The sequence below is a fragment of the Ralstonia sp. 25C genome (genome assembly GCF_051904805.1).
GTDB lineage: Bacteria > Pseudomonadota > Gammaproteobacteria > Burkholderiales > Burkholderiaceae > Ralstonia.
The window spans coordinates 66,775-82,787 of sequence record NZ_CP196738.1; the positions used below are offsets into that span (position 1 = coordinate 66,775).

The following is a 16,013-nucleotide window of genomic DNA, read 5'->3' on the forward strand; positions in this document are numbered from 1 at the left end:
GGTGTAGACCAAACTGTTGGCGCGTGACAGGCGAAAGGACCATCCAGACAATGGGGCATCTTACTCCTGCGCCCAAGTTGCGATTGCCCCATGGACACCACCCTCGCTCCGCCCGCCGACCCGCTGCACGCCATCGTGCACCCCGATCCCGCGCCCTACTACGCAGCGCTTGCCGCCACGCGTCCGCTGTTTTTCGATGCGACCCTGGGCTGGTGGATTGCCGCGGGCGCCGATGCCGTCGACGCCGTGCTCGGCAGCGCCGCATGCCGCGTCCGCCCCGCCCATGAACCGGTGCCCAAAGCCGTCGCCGCATCGCCCACGGGCACGTTCTTCAGCCGCCTCGTCCGCCAGATCGACGGCCCCGACCACAGCGCGCGCAAAGCCAGGGTGATGGCCGCATTGGGCCGGCTGGACACTTCCGCGCTGGCAGCCCGCGCGCATCGGCAAGCCGATACCGCACTGCCCGACGTGGCACATCTCGACACCGCACTGCAGGCCGACGCCCATTTCCGCGTGCCGCTGGCCACGATCGCGCAAACGCTGCTCGACGATCGTGCGGATACGGCGGCTTGCCAGGCCGACATTGCTGCGTACCTGGCAGCATTGAGCCCCGGCGCCGATGCCTCGACCGTGCAACATGCCGATACCGCGGTCAGCCGCCTGCAGCAGCGTTTTGCCGATTCCCCGCTTGCAACCGATGATGACGATGCGCAGATCAGCAACCTCGCCGCACTGCTCGCGCAAACCTACGATGCCTGTGCGGGGTTGCTGGGCAATTGCATCGTCGCGCTATCGCGGCAGCCGGCCATGGTCGATCGGCTTCGCGCGCAGCCGGCTGCGATCGAGCCATTCGTGCGTGAAGTCCTTCGCCTGGATGCGCCCGTGCAGAACACGCGCCGCTTCGTCGCCGAAGACACCACGCTGCTCGGCCAACCCATGCGCGCCGGCGACAAGATCCTCGTGCTGCTGGCCGCCGCCAACGTAGATGCCACGGCCAATCCCGACCCGCTGCGCTTCGACATCGACCGCGCACAGCCCCGCCTATGGACCTTCGGCGGCGGCGTGCACCGCTGCCCTGCTGAAATGCTGGCCGTGGTCATCGCGCGCGAAACCGTGCAGCATCTGCTGAGTTTGCCCGGGGTGGCACGCTGGCTCGCCGGCCTGGGCGAAGTCACCTACCAGCCGTCGCCCAACGCGCGCATTCCCCTCTTTCACGCCTGATTGCCCCCCTCACTGGAGCCGCAAATGATTGCCGTCATCTTCGAAGTCGTGCCCGCCCCGGGCCAGCGCGATGCCTACCTCAACGTGGCCGCGCGCCTGAAGCCGCTGCTGGAGCAGGTCGACGGTTTTATCTCCGTCGAACGCTTTCAGAGCATTACGGACCCCGACAAGATGTTGTCCCTCTCGTTTTTCCGCGATGAGGAGGCCGTCAAGGCCTGGCGCAATCTGGAGCAGCACCGCGCCGCCCAGCATTTCGGCCGCGAACACGGGTTCGCCGACTACCGCCTGCGCATCGCCCACGTGGTACGCGACTACGGCCTGAACGAGCGCGAGCAAGCCCCCGGGGACAGCCGCGCCGAGCACCCCGAACACCGTTGAGCCGACCGCCAAAGGTTGATACGACGGGCGCCACCTGCCGCGGGCACCGCCCTTGCTAATCGTTCTAGACCTCCGCACGGTTTTGCGCGCTGCACCACGGCGCCGGTGCGACCGTGCGCAACGATTGCAAAGGAATTGTCATGTCTACCGCTTTTCATGAGGTTGAGCGTGAGCCGCAAGCCGCACCCGCGCGCACCGTACGCAAGCCGGTGCGCTACGCCGTGGTCGGTGCCGGGTGGATATCGCAGGCGGCGTTCTTGCCAGGCGTGGCCGAAAGCGGCAACTCCGTCGTCACGGCCCTGGTGACGGGCGATGCGGTCAAAGCCCATGCGCTCGGTGCCCGCTATGGCATCGAGCACATCCACGGCTATGCCGACTACGAGCAGCTGCTCGCCAGCGGCGAGATCGACGCCATCTACCTCGCCCTGCCCAACGACATGCACCGGCAATACGCCCTGCCCGCCCTGCAACGCGGCGTGCACGTGCTGCTGGAAAAGCCCATGGCCACGAGCGAAGCCGATTGCGAAGCCATGATCGACGCGGCCCGCTCCGGCAACGCCAAGCTGATGATTGCCTACCGCCTGCATTTCGAGCCCGCCACGCTGGCCGCCATTGAGCTCGTGCGCGCGGGCAAGCTGGGGCAGGTGCGCGCGTTCTCGGCGATGTTCAGCCAATCCGTGGCGCCGTCGAACCACCGCGCCAGCCACGGTTATTGGGCCGGGCCCGTCTCCGACATGGGGGTGTATCCGATCAACGCTGTACGCAATCTGTTTGGCGAAGAGCCCGTGGAGGTGTCCGCCATTGGCGTGCGCGAGTCGGGGGTGCCGTTCAACTTTGACGATACGGTAGCCGTGACGCTGCGTTTTGCCAGCCACCGCGTCGCCCAGTTTGTCGTGAGCTACAGCAGCGCCAATGTGGATCAATACCGCATTGTCGGCACGGAGGGGGATCTGGAGGTGTCGCCGGGCTTTACGTTTGGGGTGGGCCTGCGGCACCGGCTCACGCTCGGCGGCAAGAGCCGCGAGCAGGCCTTTGAAGCCACCAACCAGTTTGGCGGCGAGCTGCAGTACTTCTCCGACTGCATCCTGCACAACCGCGAGCCCGAGCCCAATGGCGAGGAGGGTCTGGCCGACGTGCGCGTGCTGGCAGCGATTGAACGCGCGCTGGAGTCGGGGCAACCGCAGAATCTCGGCCCGTTCCAGCGCCATGGGCGCATGGAGGGCGCACAGGTACGCAAGCTGCCCGCCGTGCCCGCCCCCGAGCTCGTGGATGCTGCCGAGCCGAGCAAGGGCTGACGCGACAACGCAAAACGCCCGCAACGAAGGCGGGCGGGCGCGAAGAAAGCAGCAGGGTCGGGAGCGTTACAGCTTGAGATGCTGCACGGCGTCGCGCATGCGCAGGCGCGTGGACACGTCGGAATTGTTGGTGTTGCCGCCAGCGCCATCGGTTTCCATGGCGTTGTCGCAATGCCACTCGGTGGCGGCGCCCGTGTCGCTCAGTGCGCAGACACGGTGGGTCCAGCGGTCCCACACGAACACGTCGCTACCCGCCTCACCGGAGAGCAGCGGCTCGAACCGGTACATCCACAAGTAACCGGCGCCCACCAGGGCAAACACAAGAATCGCGGTCCAGGACGCTTTGATTCGGCGTCGCATTGTCATTTCTCCTCGGGAGTGCCGCGCCGGACGCGTCAGACAGGGCGTCACCAGGCCAAAAGCACGGAACTCGGAGGGCAAATCGTAACATGCGGCATGCCCGCCACCGCCTTGCAGGGTTGTGGCAAATCAACCTTGGCGACGGCCCCCGCGCTCAATTGAAGACATCCTGCCGATACCGCCCAGCCTGCATCTGCGCGGCCAAGCAGGTTGCCAAGCCACGGCAACCCTCTGGGCTGTGGGATGGACTGCGCCGCAAGCTCAATCATGGCGGAGAGGTTGGCGGCCAACTCGGAGGCAGAACGCATGCGCGATCGACTGCGAAAGTGGAGTGCCAGTCAATCTACGCGCACCACCGCGACCGATCAAACCACCGGGCGGTGTTTGAATAGCCGCCCCTAAAAGTGCATCGGGCGACCCGTGGGCCGCCCGATTGTTGGGGAATGAGGCAATGCGCCCGTCAGCGCCGACGTTGCGGCTGCGCCGGATTGAACGGTGCGTTGACCTGCGCTTCCAGCTCGCGAATCTGGCGCTGCAGTTCGTCCACGCGGGCGCGGGCGGCACGGCGTTCGATATCAAGCGCCTCGGCTTCCGTACGGGCGACCTTCTGGCGTTCCTGGGCCTGGGCCTGTTGCTGGCGCTGGATGTCGAGATCCGTCTTCAGGCCGCGCAGATGCTCCTGCTGTGCGGCAATCCGGCGCTCGGCACGCTCCTTCTGGGCTTCCAGGCGGATGCGCTGCAGCTCCAGGTCGGCCATCGTGCGCGTCTGCTTGGCAAAGTCGCTGTACAGGCGTTCGGCCTGCGCTTCGTTCGTGGTCTTGATGACGCGCCAGAGGTCTTTCTGCTGGAACAGCGTCACGTAATACGTCAGATCGCTCTGCGCAAACAGCAGGCTGGCGCCATAGGCACCGTTGTAGGTGGTGCGCAGCTCCGACAGCTCCTGGGCCTGCATGCGCTGCTGCAGTTCGAGCACGGCGCTGGTGCTCGGGGCCGGACGTTCCGCCCGTACCGTGCTGGCTGCGGTGGCCTGCGTGCTGACGGCGGCGGTGGCCGGTTGCCCCACGGTGGCAGTCAATGCCGGCACGGGCGCGGCAGCAATCGGTGTGATGGCGGTGGGTGGTGCAGCCGGGCTCTGCGCCACCACCGGCGCGCAGGCAGACGTGCCCGCCATGATCGCCACCGCGGCCGCGATGGCCCATCCCCTCTGAAACGCCTGTTGCGACGCCTTCCCTGACTGTTTTGTAGTTGTCATCTCGACCCTGTGGATTCTGCGCAGGTGTTTGCAGCCGAAAACTATACGCGATCCGCTGCCCGAGTGGCGTGCCCGCAGCCCCGTCGCGAGGGAGGGTGTTGTATCGGGCTCAGCGCCTTACTCCAGCTCGCGCAACTCGGTTTCGCCGTCGGCAATCTGGTACTTGCGCATCTTTTCCCACAGCACCTTGCGGCTGATGCCGAGCGTGGCGGCGGTGTCCTGGCGGCGCCAGTGGTTGGCGTCCAGCGCGGCGAGGATGCGGCGTCGCTCTTCCCCGCCATCGCCGTTGCCGTTACCGTTGCCGCCGTAGCCGTTGTGCCCTCCGTGACTGCCCTCGCGGTCAAATGCCTCGCGCTGCAGACCAGCAAACAGCGGCAGGATGCGCGCCTCTTCCCACCGGCCGAACTGGCGCAGGGTGATGCCAATGCGCTCTGCCAGGTTGCGCAGCTCGCGCACGTTGCCGGCAAAGTACGCACGTCCCACCGATGCACGCACCCATTCAGGTACCGGCGGCAAACTCTCGTAGGTTTTGTCGCCCAGTAGATAGCGCAGGAACGACAGCAGCAGCGCCACCTTATCTTCCGCGCCGCGCTGCTCCAGGCTGGGGATACGCAGCTCGATCACGGCCAGACGGAAATACAGATCGGCGCGGAACTTGCCCGTGGCCACCATCTCGCGCAGGTTCTTGTTGGTGGCGGCCACCAGGCGGAAATCCAGCTTCACAGGCACCGTGGAACCCAAGCGCGTGCACTCGCTGTCTTCCAGCACGCGCAGCAGCTTGACCTGCTGATAGAGCGGCAGATCACCCAGTTCATCGAGGAACAGCGTGCCGCCATTGGCCTGCTCGAAGTAGCCACGGTGCGCATACATGGCGCCGGTAAACGCGCCCTTGGCGTGGCCGAAGAATTGCGATTCGAACAGGCCATCGGGAATGGCCCCGCAGTTGACCGCCACGAACGGGCCCTTGCCGTAGACGCTGTTTTTGTCGTGCAGCAGACGCGCGATGCGCTCCTTGCCGGCGCCCGTTTCGCCGTAGAGCATGACGTTGCTGTCGCAGTCGGCAAAGGTATCGACCTGCTCCAGCAAACCATGCATGGCCGGCGATGCGGCCACCAGGGCGCTCTGGTCGGGCGACGCATCTTGCGCCGACGTCATCGACGGCAACACCTTGGCGATCTGCGCGCGCAACTCCGCCGCGCCAAAGTCCGGGCCCAGCACGTGGGTGTATTCGGGCGGGAAGCGGCTTGAGTCTTGCAGCGTATCGGCGGCCACCCAGATGACCGGCATCCCCTGCGCGGCCTGCCAGTCCAGCACGGTAAAGCCGCCGCTTTCCACCACCGATGCGCTGATGATGGCCACGCTCGGCTTCATGCGCGGCTCGGCGGGCTGGAAGTCGATGCCGCCCGCACGGATGACCTCGGCCCCGAACGGCGCCATGAAGCGCGTCACGCGCTCGGCAATGTCATGCCGCCCTTCCCACACGAAGATCTCAAGCGCTTCGTAGGCCCAGCGATCGGTTTTCATGTCGTCGCTTCCATGTCAGTAGACCAGCTCGACTGCGTCGCAGCCAACGGAAATAACTTTGATGTCGGCATAGCCAAGTTGGATGCCGAGCGCTGCAAGCACTGGGGCCAAGACCGAATCCAAGATGCCACCGATCGTCCCCAGAGCCGAAGTAATGCTGCCCACGTTCAAGCTAACGCCAAGTCCCAGCACGGACGTCCCTACCTGCAGGTTGGTGCTGGACAACAGTGCAGTAAAGATGCCGCCCGTGGCGGTCGCCCGCTTCGTCTGGCCGGCACTGATCGTTAGTCCGCTGTAGGGCATATCACTACCGAATGGCACCGCCGCAGTAGGCGACAGCGGTTCGTAGAGCGTGACGTTGATCAGGCCCAAGACGCTAGCTACCGTAGCTGGCGAGCCACAGCTCAACGCCCCAGAGACAGAGTCCGCGCCGCTAGCAATACACGTGGATAAGGGGGAAATGCTGCCCGAGATGTCGGTTGATGCATTGGTTCGCGGGACGGGACAGGAAGCGTCCACGGCATGCGCATTAGCCCCCGCAACGGAAACACCGATCGGCACACTAAGAGGCCCCGTGATCGGGCCCAGCAGATTGCTTGCCAACGACACACCCGCCAAACTGACATTCAGACCCAGCCGGACTTGAGCGGTATGCGCCTGGGTGCGCCATTGACCCGCTAAGTTTTTACCGGGCGGGCCGATGGCAATCACTGGCGGCTCAATGATCTTCATGTTGAGCGTGACGCTAGTTAGCCCTGGAACACTCAACGGAACCGAGATCTGCGCGGCATTCTTACTGTTGGCAACTTGTGCAGCGGTGCTCAGCAAATCCAGCGTGTTGAGTTGCGCATTGACTGCGGCTTGATCATTACCAACGCCAGCGAGCAGCGCCAACACACCGGATGTACCGCCCGTACCGCTGTTATCGCCCAGCGCAATGTTGGTGCCCGACACCGTTGCGCCGATTGGCATGGCACTAATCAGAGCCTGTTGGCCTGCCGCTGTGAGCACGGCGGTGTAAAACTGGCCCACCGAAATCTGGGTACTCAGCAACTGCTGCACGCTGCCAACACCCAGTTGCGCCATCAACTGCCCAACCGTGATATTGGCGCTGGCCAGCCCTTGATACGACACCAAACTCAAAGTGAGCGGGTTCGGGCTACCGAGTAAGGCCCCCAGCAACTGGTTAAGCACGCCGCCATTAACTCCCACCAACCCCGAGCCGAGGGAAAAAGACACCAGTGGCGTGTTCTTCCCAATGGCTGTGGCCTGCAACGTACGCTGCCCGATCGTGAAGAAGTACGGTACGTTTTGCGTGACCGTCACCTGCACCGCATTGGTACTGCCGGTCATGGTCGCCCATGACTGCGGCGTGAAGTATGTCGGCGCAGTACCGCTAGCGGCGTCCCATACTCCGGGGACCGGAACAACGGTGATGTTCGTACCATCCACCGTCAGCCCATTCTGCTGCACCGCCAGTTGCGCGGCGTTCTGCACATCCAACCGCTGCGCCGCTGCCGTCGCCGCCAGATCCGCTGCCCGCTGCAACGCCCGCTGCGAATAAAACAGATTGCCGATATCCACCGACACCAGCACGGCCAGCCCGATGGTCGTCACAAAGACAGCGGTCATCACGCTGATGGCACCTTGCGCACGGCGGCGCAAGACAATGCGATGACGAAGGCGGGCAGCAGATCGATGCATGGCGGAAACTCAGCGCCCCGACTGCTGCACCACGTTCGACGTGGAGGGCCGCGTGCCGGACTGCGATTGCGACAACCCGGGCATCGGCTTGTTGAACGAATCGAGATAGCGCTGATACGCCAGCGCTGCCTGCTCGCCACGCAGCGGCACGAACTCGCCGGCGTACGTGCCCTCGCGCTGGGCCTTGAGCAGCGCGCGCGTGGCATCGCCGACATGGTTGCCAACGCTGGGCGCAGAGGGTTCTGCGTTTGGCTGCGCCGAGCCCGAGAAACCCTGCGCACCCGCTGCACCGCTTGCCAGCCATGCCGCCATGCCGGCGGCCAACAGCGTCCGATGGATCATTGCGCGTTCTCCAGTGTGTCGAGCAAACGCCCGCGCTGCAATGCAAGCGGGTTGATGGAGGGGCGAGCCGCCGTAGTTGCGGCTGGCTTGGCAGATGCGGCGGCCACACTGGTGACTTGCGTTGCAGCGACGGTGCGCGCCACAGCCGACACCGCCGGCGCCGCATCACGTGCGATACGGCGATCGCGCCAGGCGCTCTTCACGCGCGCGGCGTCGTCGTCAATGGCCTTGCGTGCAGTGGGGCTCAGTTGCGCATGCGCAGCCAGCGATGCGGCATCGTCCTTGCGGTCATTCACGGTTAGCCAAATCACGAGGTTGCCGGCGATCTTGGGGTTGGCTTCGGCCATCTGCTGGGCTTGCATGAGCGGCACGCGCGCCTGCTCGACCTCACCGGCACGCATCAGCGCATAGCCAAGGTCGCTCACGGTGTTGGCATCGGTCGGATTGGCTTGGGCGGCCACCTGAAGGCAGCGCGCGGCTTCAGCAAAGTGGCCTTGCCGGCCGGCCGTGATGCCCAGGCCGCGCCAAGCGCCGGCATTGAGCAGCCCACCCTGCGTGCCCGCGCCCATGGCGGAGGTGGCGGCAATCACGGCGCGGTAGCCGGCTTCAGCGGCGGCAAGTTGGTCGGTTTCGCGCTGGGCATCCGCGCGCATCAGCAGCACCTCGGGCGCACGCCCGTAGCGCTGTTCATACGCGTCGATATGCGCCAGCGATGCGTAATACAGCCCCTGCTCCTGCATCTTGCGGATCAACGACAGGTACGTTGCCGGACTGTTGATCTCGGCCTTCTCTTCGCTCTGGCGCTGACGGGCCATTTCGATATCGACGTCGGCGCGGCGGCTCATGTCAGAGCCAGCCATCGCGCCACAGCCCGCGAGCAGCGTTACTGTGGCCAGTGCAAGGGCGCTGCCGGCGCGCATGGCGATCTGGATTGTCGTCACTTCAACCTCCTCCTGCGACGTGTTTCAGGCTGCGCATCACGCCCATGAAGCCCGGCCCTGCCGTGATGATCAGCAGCGCTGGCAGCAGCGTCATGACCATCACCACGGTCATCTTGACGGTGAGCTTGCCGATGCGGTCTTTCATGCGCGCGCGGCGGTTCTCCTGCAAGCGCAGGCCGAATTGGCGCAGCGGCTCCTGCACTGCGCCACCAAAACGATCGACCTGCGTCAGCAGCGTGATCAAGCCTTTCAAATCTTCGTTGTCGAACAGGCGTGCAATGCGCAACAGCGTCTGCTCACGCGGGCGACCAGAAGCGAATTGCTGGTTCGCCCGCCCGAACTCGCCGGCCAGCACGGGCAACATGCCGTGGAATTCGCTGGCGATGACCTGCAGGCTCTGGTCAATCGACAGGCCCACGCCCTGCAGCAGGCGCAGCATGTCGACCATCACCGGCAACTCGTCATCCACACGCTTGCGGCGCTCTGAGGAGCGATAGCCGAGATACCACTTGGGTGCGAGATATCCCAGCGCAAAACCCATGAACGCCCACAGCACGGCATGCCCCGCCGTGGGCGCCAGAATGAAGCCCAGCACCGCAGACGCCGGCGGCAACAGCATGCGGATGCCGCCAAACAGCGTGCGGGCGTGCTCCCCGTAAAAACCGCACTCTTCCAACAGCTTGCGGTCTTCATCGGTGACGATGCGCTGGCCCAGGGGCGTGTCGATCCAACGTTGGCCCACCTTGGCGATCTGCTGCTGCAACTGCTGCGCTTCGCGCATGCCGTGCGGCCGTGATTGCATGGGCGCCGCCGGCACGGGCGTGGCCGCGGGCACCACGCCGGCAGCGGTGGCGCGCACGTTGGACAGCGCCGTATCGAGCTTGCGCACGCTGCGGTGGCGCATCAGCACCGCGCGCACTGCCATGCCGCCAAACAGCAGCAAGCCAGCGGTGGCGGCGGTCAGGCTGAGTGTGAAAAAGACGTCGTCCATATGCGCCCCTACACCGACTTCGCCAACTTGGCCAACGCCAGCGCGCCGATCACTTCCAGCCCAAACGCGGCCATGATCAGCGTGCGCCCGAACGGGTCATGCCACATCGACAACACATACGCCGCGTTGAACATGATGATCAGCCCGCCCACCACCATCGGCAGCAGGCCTAACACCCAGGCGGACAAGCGTGTCTCGGCCGACAGAGCCATCAGCTCGCGCTGGGCCTGCTGACGATCGCGCATGAAGGCGGCGGTGCGTTCCATCACGATGTCGGCGCGTCCGCCATAACGCAGCGACAGCCGCAATACCGACGCCAACATCACCAGCTCGTTCACGCGATACTGCTGGCCAACGGCCAGCACAGCGGCATCCAGATCCTTGCCGGCACGTTGCATCTGCGTGGTGGAGGCCAGGCAGTTGCGCAGCGGCGGCTCGGTGTTGGCGCTCGCCGCCTGGAACGCGGCCGGCACCGCGCTGCCGATGCTCATCAGCCGCACCACGCCGTCGAGAAAACCGGGCAACTGCATCAACAAGCGCTCGTTGATGCGGCGGGTGCGGTTCCAAAAGAGAAAGCCGGCGATGACTGCATACAGCGCCAGCGCCGTCACGGCCGACAGCAACCCCGCCACCGCCCATGCCACCAAGGCGAGCAAAACGGCCGGCGCGATCAACAACGTATAGAAGCGGCGATTGGGCTCGATATCGGCGCGGCGCAAGGCATCGTTCCACACACGGTGCAGCGTGTCAGGCACGCCGGTCGGCACGGGTTCTGCGTTGGCCTGGTAGCGCGCGTTGATCTGGTCGGTCTGCGCGCGCACGAATGCGCGCGATGCCTCACGCTCGCGGCGGCGCACGGCCTCGGCCCAGAGCATCAGGCCGCCGCCCAGCAGCAGCAACGCAAGGCAACCGAGCCAGAGCGCCTGGTTAGACATGGAACCGGCCTCCACCGCCGAATCCACCACCCATGCCGCCCCCCATCCCACCATCCATCCCTGCGTTGCGCATGCGCGCCAGCTTGGGCGAGTGCGGCTGCAGGCCAAGCGCCGTCCAGCGGTCCACCTCTTCGCCGTCGGGGCCGACATACGGCTCGTAGCGATACAGCTCCTGCGTGGAGATGATGTTGTCGCCCAGCCCGGTAATTTCCGTGACCGACAGGATGCGCCGCTTGCCGTTGGACAGCCGCCCGATCTGCACGATGAAATCGATGGCGTTGGTGATCTGCCGGCGCAAGCTCACCTCACTGCCCTGGAAGCCGGCGAAGCCCGCCAGCATTTCCAGCCGATATAGACATTCACGCGGGCTGCTGGCGTGGATGGTGCCCATCGATCCATCGTGGCCCGTGCTCATGGCCTGCAGCATTTCCAGCACTTCGCCGCCGCGCACTTCGCCCACGATGATACGGTCCGGGCGCATGCGCAGGCTGTTGCGCAGCAGGTCGCGAATCGTCACCACGCCCGTGCCTTCAAAGCCACCGGGCCGGCTCTCCAGCCGCACCACGTGCGGATGGTTGAGCGACAGCTCCGCCGTGTCCTCAATGGTGATCACGCGTTCGGTAACGGGAACGTGATACGCCATCGCATTGAGCAGCGACGTCTTGCCCGAGCTGGTGCCACCGCTCACCAGGATGTTGCAGCGCGCACGCACTGCCGCCTCGATCAACGCACCGATCTCCTCGTTCATTGTGCCGAGGCTGAGCAGGTCTTCTGGCTTGAGCGGGTCTTTGCGGAACTTGCGGATCGACACCACCGGCCCTTCCAGCGCCAGCGGCGGAATGACCACGTTGATGCGCCCACCATCGGGCAAGCGCGCATCCACCATCGGGTTGGACTCATCCAGCCGCCGGCCGATGGGCGCCAAGATGCGGCGCACGATGCGCAGCAGGTGGTTGCCATCGGAAAAGCGCACCGGAATCCGCTCCAGCACACCATGCCGCGACACATACACATCCATGTGACCGTTGACGAGGATGTCTTCCACAGCCGGGTCGCTCAGCAGATCTTCCAGCGGCCCAAAGCCTGCCAGCTCCTTGGTCAGGGCCTCCGCAATCTGCCGCACCTCCGTCTCGTTGACGGGGATGCGGCGCATGCGCGTAAAGCCCTCGACCTCCAGATCGACAAAGCGCTGAATGGCGGTGCGCGACCAGCGGCCGAACTCCGCGCCGAGCTCTTCAATGCGCGTGAGCAGGTGTTCGTGGGCCGCTTCCTTGATGTCATGAAAAGTCTGCGAAACGGCAAACACGCCGTTGCCCGCATCTTTCTGATTGGAGAACTCGATGGGCTGTGTCATGTCGCGTTCCGTTCAGGTGTACCGCTGCCGACATCCAGCTCAGCAGCGTCGGCCGACTTGCGTTTGAGGCGTCCGCCCAGGCGATGCCCCAAACGGGCGCGTGCCTGGGTCATCCAGTTGGCAACGCCTGCGGCACGCTCGCTCTGCTGGGCGTAGCCCAGCGTCTGGGCAATCTGCGCCAGCGCGCGCACGTAGGCGTCGGTGGGGTGGGTTTCCGCCAGAACAGCACCCTGGTTGGACGCCACCACCAGCGACTGGCGGCGGCTCGGCACCGTCAGCACGGAAGGAATCTCCAGCCGCTCGGCAATCTGCTCCGCATCCAACGACAGGCGCGAGTCGAACTTCGAGATCAGCAGGTGCAGATGGTCGCGGTCGATCTCGCGCTTCTTCAGCTCCTGCATCAGTTCTGCCGCCGACACGATGGCGCCTACGCTCTGTTCGGTCACCAGCATCACGTCGTCTGCGGCCTTGACCAATTGCGCGATGAAATCGATGTTGTTGAAGCCGCCAAGGTCCACGACCTGCAGGTCGAAGAACGTGCGCAGGCGATTGAGCAACCCCAGCGCTTCGGAGAACGAGATATCGCGCATTTCCGACAGCGAGATCGGTAGCGGCAGCACCGCCAGCCCGTTCGGATGGCGCGACAGCGCGGTCTGCACGAACACCTGGTCGAAGCGGCGCAGGTTGCGCACGGCCTCAACAAAGTGGAAGTTCGCTTGCACGTTCATGTAGAGCGCGCCGTCACGAAGGGGCTGGCCCAGATCGAGCAGCATCACGTCGCTGGCAGAGGTGCGGCGCACGAGCGTGGCCAGGTTGGTGGCCAGCGTGGTAGCGCCCACGCCCGGGCGCGCTCCCAGGATCGCTACGACGCGGCCACGGCGCGTTGGCTCGGCGGAAGCACGCTCAGCCAGCAAGCGCCGCACCACGCGCACGGCCTCGGCAGGCGCACCTTCTACATCCACGAAATCCTTCACCCCGGCGCGCAGCGCAGCCAACATGGCACGGCCGTCAGAGGCCGCCCCCACTGCCACCAGCGGCAGGCCCGGAAACAAGCGGGCCAGCTCCGCCACCAGTTGCGTGGCTTCGGCAATGGCGTCGGTACCCTCACCGAGCTTCTGGTCGCGCTCGGGCACGTCAATGTGTGTGGGCGACGACGCAAAACGCACGAACACCACTTCGGGGTTCACCGCGCCAATCTGCTCGATAAAGGCGTCATGGCCCGCACTCTCGGCCACCAGCACGCCGAGTTCGCGGATGGCAGCGGCCAGCCAGCGGTGCGCGGCGGCGGCCTGGGCATCGCCCTGCTCACCATGCGCGCCACCGTGCAGGAGAAAGTAGTCCATGCCCGCCCCTTAGCGCGAGAAGCCCGGCATGGTCGCCGGATCAGCAATGCCCAGGGCAAACGGGCGCCACACCGGCGCGCCCGCACGGTCGCGATCCCGCCCATCGGTCTGGCCCGGCAGCATCTTGTCGATGGGGGCATTGCGCGCCATCGGCTTGACCAAATGCGGCGTCACGACGATCACCAGTTCGCGCTCCTCCTGGTTGTAATTCACGCGCTTGAAGAACGTCCCGATGATTGGCACGTCGCCCAGGAACGGCACTTTGTCGAGATTCGACAGCGTGGAGCGGCTTACCAGCCCGCCGATGACGAAGCTCTCGCCGTCGCCAAGCTCCACCATCGTGTCTGCGCGGCGCGTCACGATGGCCGGCACGGTGGCACCGTTGAGCGTGATGCCGCGGCTGAAGTCGAGGTCACTCGCCTCGGGCGCCACCTTCAGCGCAATGCGGTTTTCCGAGAGGATGGTCGGCGACACCGTCAGCCCGATGCCGAACGGCTTGTATTCGATGGTGGTGGTGCCGAGCGCCTGCGGCACGGGAATCGGGATCTCCCCGCCTGCCAGGAAGTTGGCGCTCTGCCCTGACAGCGCCACCAGACTCGGCTCGGCCAGCACGCGCGCCATGCCGTTGGACTCCAGCAAGCTCAAGTCCGCAAAAATGCCCTTGCTGACCGACGACACCAGCACGTTGAATGCCGAGCTGATCGGCATGGTCGATTCGGTCGACAAACCGTTGGAGCCAAACGTGAACTTAGAGAGCGATGACGGCGAAAAGGTACGGAAATCGAACCCGCCGCGCGTGCGCCCGAACGAGAACCCCGCCTCCTTCAACACCGTCTTGCTGAACTCCACCACACGCACATCCACCTGCACGGTGCCGGGCACGTTCAGCGTCGTGTTGTCGATGATGTTGCCGTCCTTCGGCTTTTCTGCACCGCTGGCCGCGGCCGCCCCACGCCGCGCGCGGGCCAGTGCATACACGTCCTTCGGTTGACCGGACACCACGGCGGCATCGCCCTGCGCATTGACATCGGGGTCCCCCGGCTGGGGCGCTGCGGCATCCACCTGCACGTTGTACGTGATAGCCGTCCCACCCTGCGTCCACACCATCACGCTGGCCGCGCCGGGCTTCTTGGCGATGATGAGCAAGCTGTTAGCCGCACCTCGGCCCTTGAGCAGCAATGCATCGGCCACGTCCGGGTTGCCGATGGCGATGCGCTCGAGCGGCTTGCCCAGGCGGATTTCCCGCTGGCTGCCGGTCAGCAAGTGCAAGGTCTGTCCACTGGGCGCACTCGGCGCCGTCTCGGCCAACGCCGTCGACACGAATGCTGCGCAGCCGAACGCAAGCGCGCCCATCCAACCGCCCGCCCAACCCCGATTTACGGCGGCTTCAGTCATGTTGCTCCTCACGTTTTCCTGCGCGGATGATTTCAACGCCGCCGGCAGGCGGGCTGCGCACGGTGCTGCGCGCAGCAGTCACCACCGGAAGCGGCGGGACTTGTACAGATTGGAGTCGGCGCGCCTCACCCGTCACGCTGGTGATCGACACCCCGGCTTGCGCCACATCCATTGGGTTGCGGTTGGCCGTGGCCAGCAGCGCGGCGTCCTGCGGTTTGACGGTCGGCTCGGCGTCATCGGCCGGGTTACGCAGCGCCAGCAGCAAGCGGCCCGATTGGTACGCCATCGCCAGCCGGCTCACGGCCTCCACCGGCACCGAGAGCACGGCCGTCTTGGCTGGCTCCACCTTGCGCGTCATCGCGCCGCCTTCTTGCGTTTTTTGCGGGCTTTCGTTCACGGCCTGCGTGCCGAACGCCAGCACACGCAGATGCGGCAGCAGCAGCTTGGCCAGGCTGCCGTCAATCTCTTGCCCATCGCGGCGCGTGACGAAGAACACGTCCACGTAATCGCCGGGCTCCACGCGGTTGCCCACGCCGATGACTTCATCCACCGTGATCGCCACCGCGCGCTGGCCCGGCGTCACCTGCAGCGCCAACCCCGACGAGAGTTGCGAGCCAATGAGCGGTACGCCGCCACCCAGCGCGACAATCGGCTCGCGGCCAATCACCTGGGCAACGCCAGAGAAAGAATCGGTCGGGTTGATCGGCAGCAACGCCACCTCCACCGCATCGCCGGTGATGGGCTTGCCAGCCTCCAACGGCTTGGTGGTGACGACGACCGGGTACAGCGTCTTGCCGTCTTCGCGCACGCTCACCGGTGCAGGCGGCGGCTTGTGGGCGCTACGCCAGGCCACCGCACCCAGAACGGCGGCAAGCAGCAGCAACGCAGCGGCAAAGATCTGGAGGTGTTTGCTGGTCATCGGGGCAGTGTGTCGATGCAGTCGATGGAAGAGATGGGCGGGCGGCGGCGCTTCGGCGC

15 protein-coding genes are annotated in these 16,013 nt (G+C 65.5%); 3 read left to right on the forward strand and 12 right to left on the reverse strand.

Annotated elements, in window-relative coordinates:
• Nucleotides 1–90: 90 nt before the first annotated feature.
• The 3 genes from ACS7SF_RS18860 (at nt 91) to ACS7SF_RS18870 (ending at nt 2,894) form a co-directional block, all read left to right on the forward strand.
• The gene (locus ACS7SF_RS18860; protein ID WP_439893679.1) at nt 91–1,221 is read left to right on the forward strand and encodes a cytochrome P450; all 1,131 of its coding nucleotides are present in this window, start codon (nt 91–93) and stop codon (nt 1,219–1,221) included.
• Nucleotides 1,222–1,245: 24 nt separating this feature from the next.
• Nucleotides 1,246–1,599 (forward strand): antibiotic biosynthesis monooxygenase family protein, encoded by a 354-nt coding sequence (locus tag ACS7SF_RS18865; RefSeq protein WP_439893680.1) that lies wholly within the window; start codon nt 1,246–1,248, stop codon nt 1,597–1,599.
• Nucleotides 1,600–1,739: 140 nt separating this feature from the next.
• Nucleotides 1,740–2,894 (forward strand): Gfo/Idh/MocA family protein, encoded by a 1,155-nt coding sequence (locus tag ACS7SF_RS18870; protein ID WP_439893681.1) that lies wholly within the window; start codon nt 1,740–1,742, stop codon nt 2,892–2,894.
• Nucleotides 2,895–2,960: 66 nt separating this feature from the next.
• On the opposite strand, the gene ACS7SF_RS18875 is transcribed toward ACS7SF_RS18870, so the two are convergent.
• The 12 genes from ACS7SF_RS18875 to cpaB all read right to left on the reverse strand — a co-directional run bounded on the left by ACS7SF_RS18875 (nt 2,961) and on the right by cpaB (nt 15,954).
• Nucleotides 2,961–3,254: a hypothetical protein gene (locus ACS7SF_RS18875; RefSeq protein ID WP_366171151.1), complete on the reverse strand. Its 294-nt coding sequence runs from the start codon at nt 3,252–3,254 to the stop codon at nt 2,961–2,963.
• 460 nt (nt 3,255–3,714) lie between these two features.
• Nucleotides 3,715–4,506, reverse strand: a complete 792-nt coding sequence (locus ACS7SF_RS18880; protein WP_439893682.1) for a DUF2968 domain-containing protein — start codon at nt 4,504–4,506, stop codon at nt 3,715–3,717.
• Nucleotides 4,507–4,623: 117 nt separating this feature from the next.
• Nucleotides 4,624–6,030: a sigma 54-interacting transcriptional regulator gene (locus ACS7SF_RS18885; protein WP_439893683.1), complete on the reverse strand. Its 1,407-nt coding sequence runs from the start codon at nt 6,028–6,030 to the stop codon at nt 4,624–4,626.
• Nucleotides 6,031–6,045: 15 nt separating this feature from the next.
• Nucleotides 6,046–7,734 carry a TadG family pilus assembly protein gene (locus ACS7SF_RS18890; protein ID WP_439893684.1) on the reverse strand — a complete coding sequence of 563 codons (1,689 nt, stop codon included), beginning with the start codon at nt 7,732–7,734 and terminating at the stop codon, nt 6,046–6,048.
• Nucleotides 7,735–7,743: 9 nt separating this feature from the next.
• Nucleotides 7,744–8,076, reverse strand: coding sequence for a DUF3613 domain-containing protein (locus ACS7SF_RS18895; protein WP_439893685.1), 333 nt, complete (start codon nt 8,074–8,076; stop codon nt 7,744–7,746).
• Nucleotides 8,073–9,017 carry a hypothetical protein gene (locus ACS7SF_RS18900; RefSeq protein ID WP_439893686.1) on the reverse strand — a complete coding sequence of 315 codons (945 nt, stop codon included), beginning with the start codon at nt 9,015–9,017 and terminating at the stop codon, nt 8,073–8,075. The genes ACS7SF_RS18895 and ACS7SF_RS18900 overlap by 4 nt, the downstream gene beginning before the upstream one ends.
• Nucleotide 9,018: 1 nt before the next feature.
• A complete protein-coding gene (locus ACS7SF_RS18905; protein ID WP_439893687.1) occupies nt 9,019–10,008 on the reverse strand; it encodes a type II secretion system F family protein in 990 nt (329 codons plus the stop codon).
• Nucleotides 10,009–10,016: 8 nt separating this feature from the next.
• Complete coding sequence (locus tag ACS7SF_RS18910; RefSeq protein ID WP_439893688.1) at nt 10,017–10,943, reverse strand: type II secretion system F family protein; 927 nt, start codon at nt 10,941–10,943, stop codon at nt 10,017–10,019.
• Nucleotides 10,936–12,297, reverse strand: coding sequence for a CpaF family protein (locus ACS7SF_RS18915; protein ID WP_439893689.1), 1,362 nt, complete (start codon nt 12,295–12,297; stop codon nt 10,936–10,938). Before ACS7SF_RS18915 ends, ACS7SF_RS18910 begins: the two co-directional genes overlap by 8 nt.
• Complete coding sequence (locus ACS7SF_RS18920; RefSeq protein ID WP_439893690.1) at nt 12,294–13,640, reverse strand: AAA family ATPase; 1,347 nt, start codon at nt 13,638–13,640, stop codon at nt 12,294–12,296. The genes ACS7SF_RS18915 and ACS7SF_RS18920 overlap by 4 nt, the downstream gene beginning before the upstream one ends.
• A 9-nt stretch (nt 13,641–13,649) precedes the next feature.
• On the reverse strand, nt 13,650–15,035 hold the full coding sequence (locus ACS7SF_RS18925) for a type II and III secretion system protein family protein (protein ID WP_439893691.1): 1,386 nt from the start codon (nt 15,033–15,035) through the stop codon (nt 13,650–13,652).
• Nucleotides 15,028–15,954: a Flp pilus assembly protein CpaB gene (gene cpaB, locus ACS7SF_RS18930; protein ID WP_439893692.1), complete on the reverse strand. Its 927-nt coding sequence runs from the start codon at nt 15,952–15,954 to the stop codon at nt 15,028–15,030. The genes ACS7SF_RS18925 and cpaB overlap by 8 nt, the downstream gene beginning before the upstream one ends.
• Nucleotides 15,955–16,013: the final 59 nt, after the last annotated feature.

Bases quoted from the DNA above. Each gene is read 5' to 3' on its own strand.
- ACS7SF_RS18860 (WP_439893679.1), top strand. From the start codon at position 91: ATGGACACCACCCTCGCTCCGCCCGCCGACCCGCTGCACGCCATCGTG.
- ACS7SF_RS18865 (WP_439893680.1), top strand. From the start codon at position 1,246: ATGATTGCCGTCATCTTCGAAGTCGTGCCCGCCCCGGGCCAGCGCGAT.
- ACS7SF_RS18870 (WP_439893681.1), top strand. From the start codon at position 1,740: ATGTCTACCGCTTTTCATGAGGTTGAGCGTGAGCCGCAAGCCGCACCC.
- ACS7SF_RS18875 (WP_366171151.1), bottom strand. From the start codon at position 3,254: ATGCGACGCCGAATCAAAGCGTCCTGGACCGCGATTCTTGTGTTTGCC.
- ACS7SF_RS18880 (WP_439893682.1), bottom strand. From the start codon at position 4,506: ATGACAACTACAAAACAGTCAGGGAAGGCGTCGCAACAGGCGTTTCAG.
- ACS7SF_RS18885 (WP_439893683.1), bottom strand. From the start codon at position 6,030: ATGAAAACCGATCGCTGGGCCTACGAAGCGCTTGAGATCTTCGTGTGG.
- ACS7SF_RS18890 (WP_439893684.1), bottom strand. From the start codon at position 7,734: ATGCATCGATCTGCTGCCCGCCTTCGTCATCGCATTGTCTTGCGCCGC.
- ACS7SF_RS18895 (WP_439893685.1), bottom strand. From the start codon at position 8,076: ATGATCCATCGGACGCTGTTGGCCGCCGGCATGGCGGCATGGCTGGCA.
- ACS7SF_RS18905 (WP_439893687.1), bottom strand. From the start codon at position 10,008: ATGGACGACGTCTTTTTCACACTCAGCCTGACCGCCGCCACCGCTGGC.
- ACS7SF_RS18910 (WP_439893688.1), bottom strand. From the start codon at position 10,943: ATGTCTAACCAGGCGCTCTGGCTCGGTTGCCTTGCGTTGCTGCTGCTG.
- ACS7SF_RS18915 (WP_439893689.1), bottom strand. From the start codon at position 12,297: ATGACACAGCCCATCGAGTTCTCCAATCAGAAAGATGCGGGCAACGGC.
- ACS7SF_RS18920 (WP_439893690.1), bottom strand. From the start codon at position 13,640: ATGGACTACTTTCTCCTGCACGGTGGCGCGCATGGTGAGCAGGGCGAT.
- ACS7SF_RS18925 (WP_439893691.1), bottom strand. From the start codon at position 15,035: ATGACTGAAGCCGCCGTAAATCGGGGTTGGGCGGGCGGTTGGATGGGC.
- cpaB (WP_439893692.1), bottom strand. From the start codon at position 15,954: ATGACCAGCAAACACCTCCAGATCTTTGCCGCTGCGTTGCTGCTGCTT.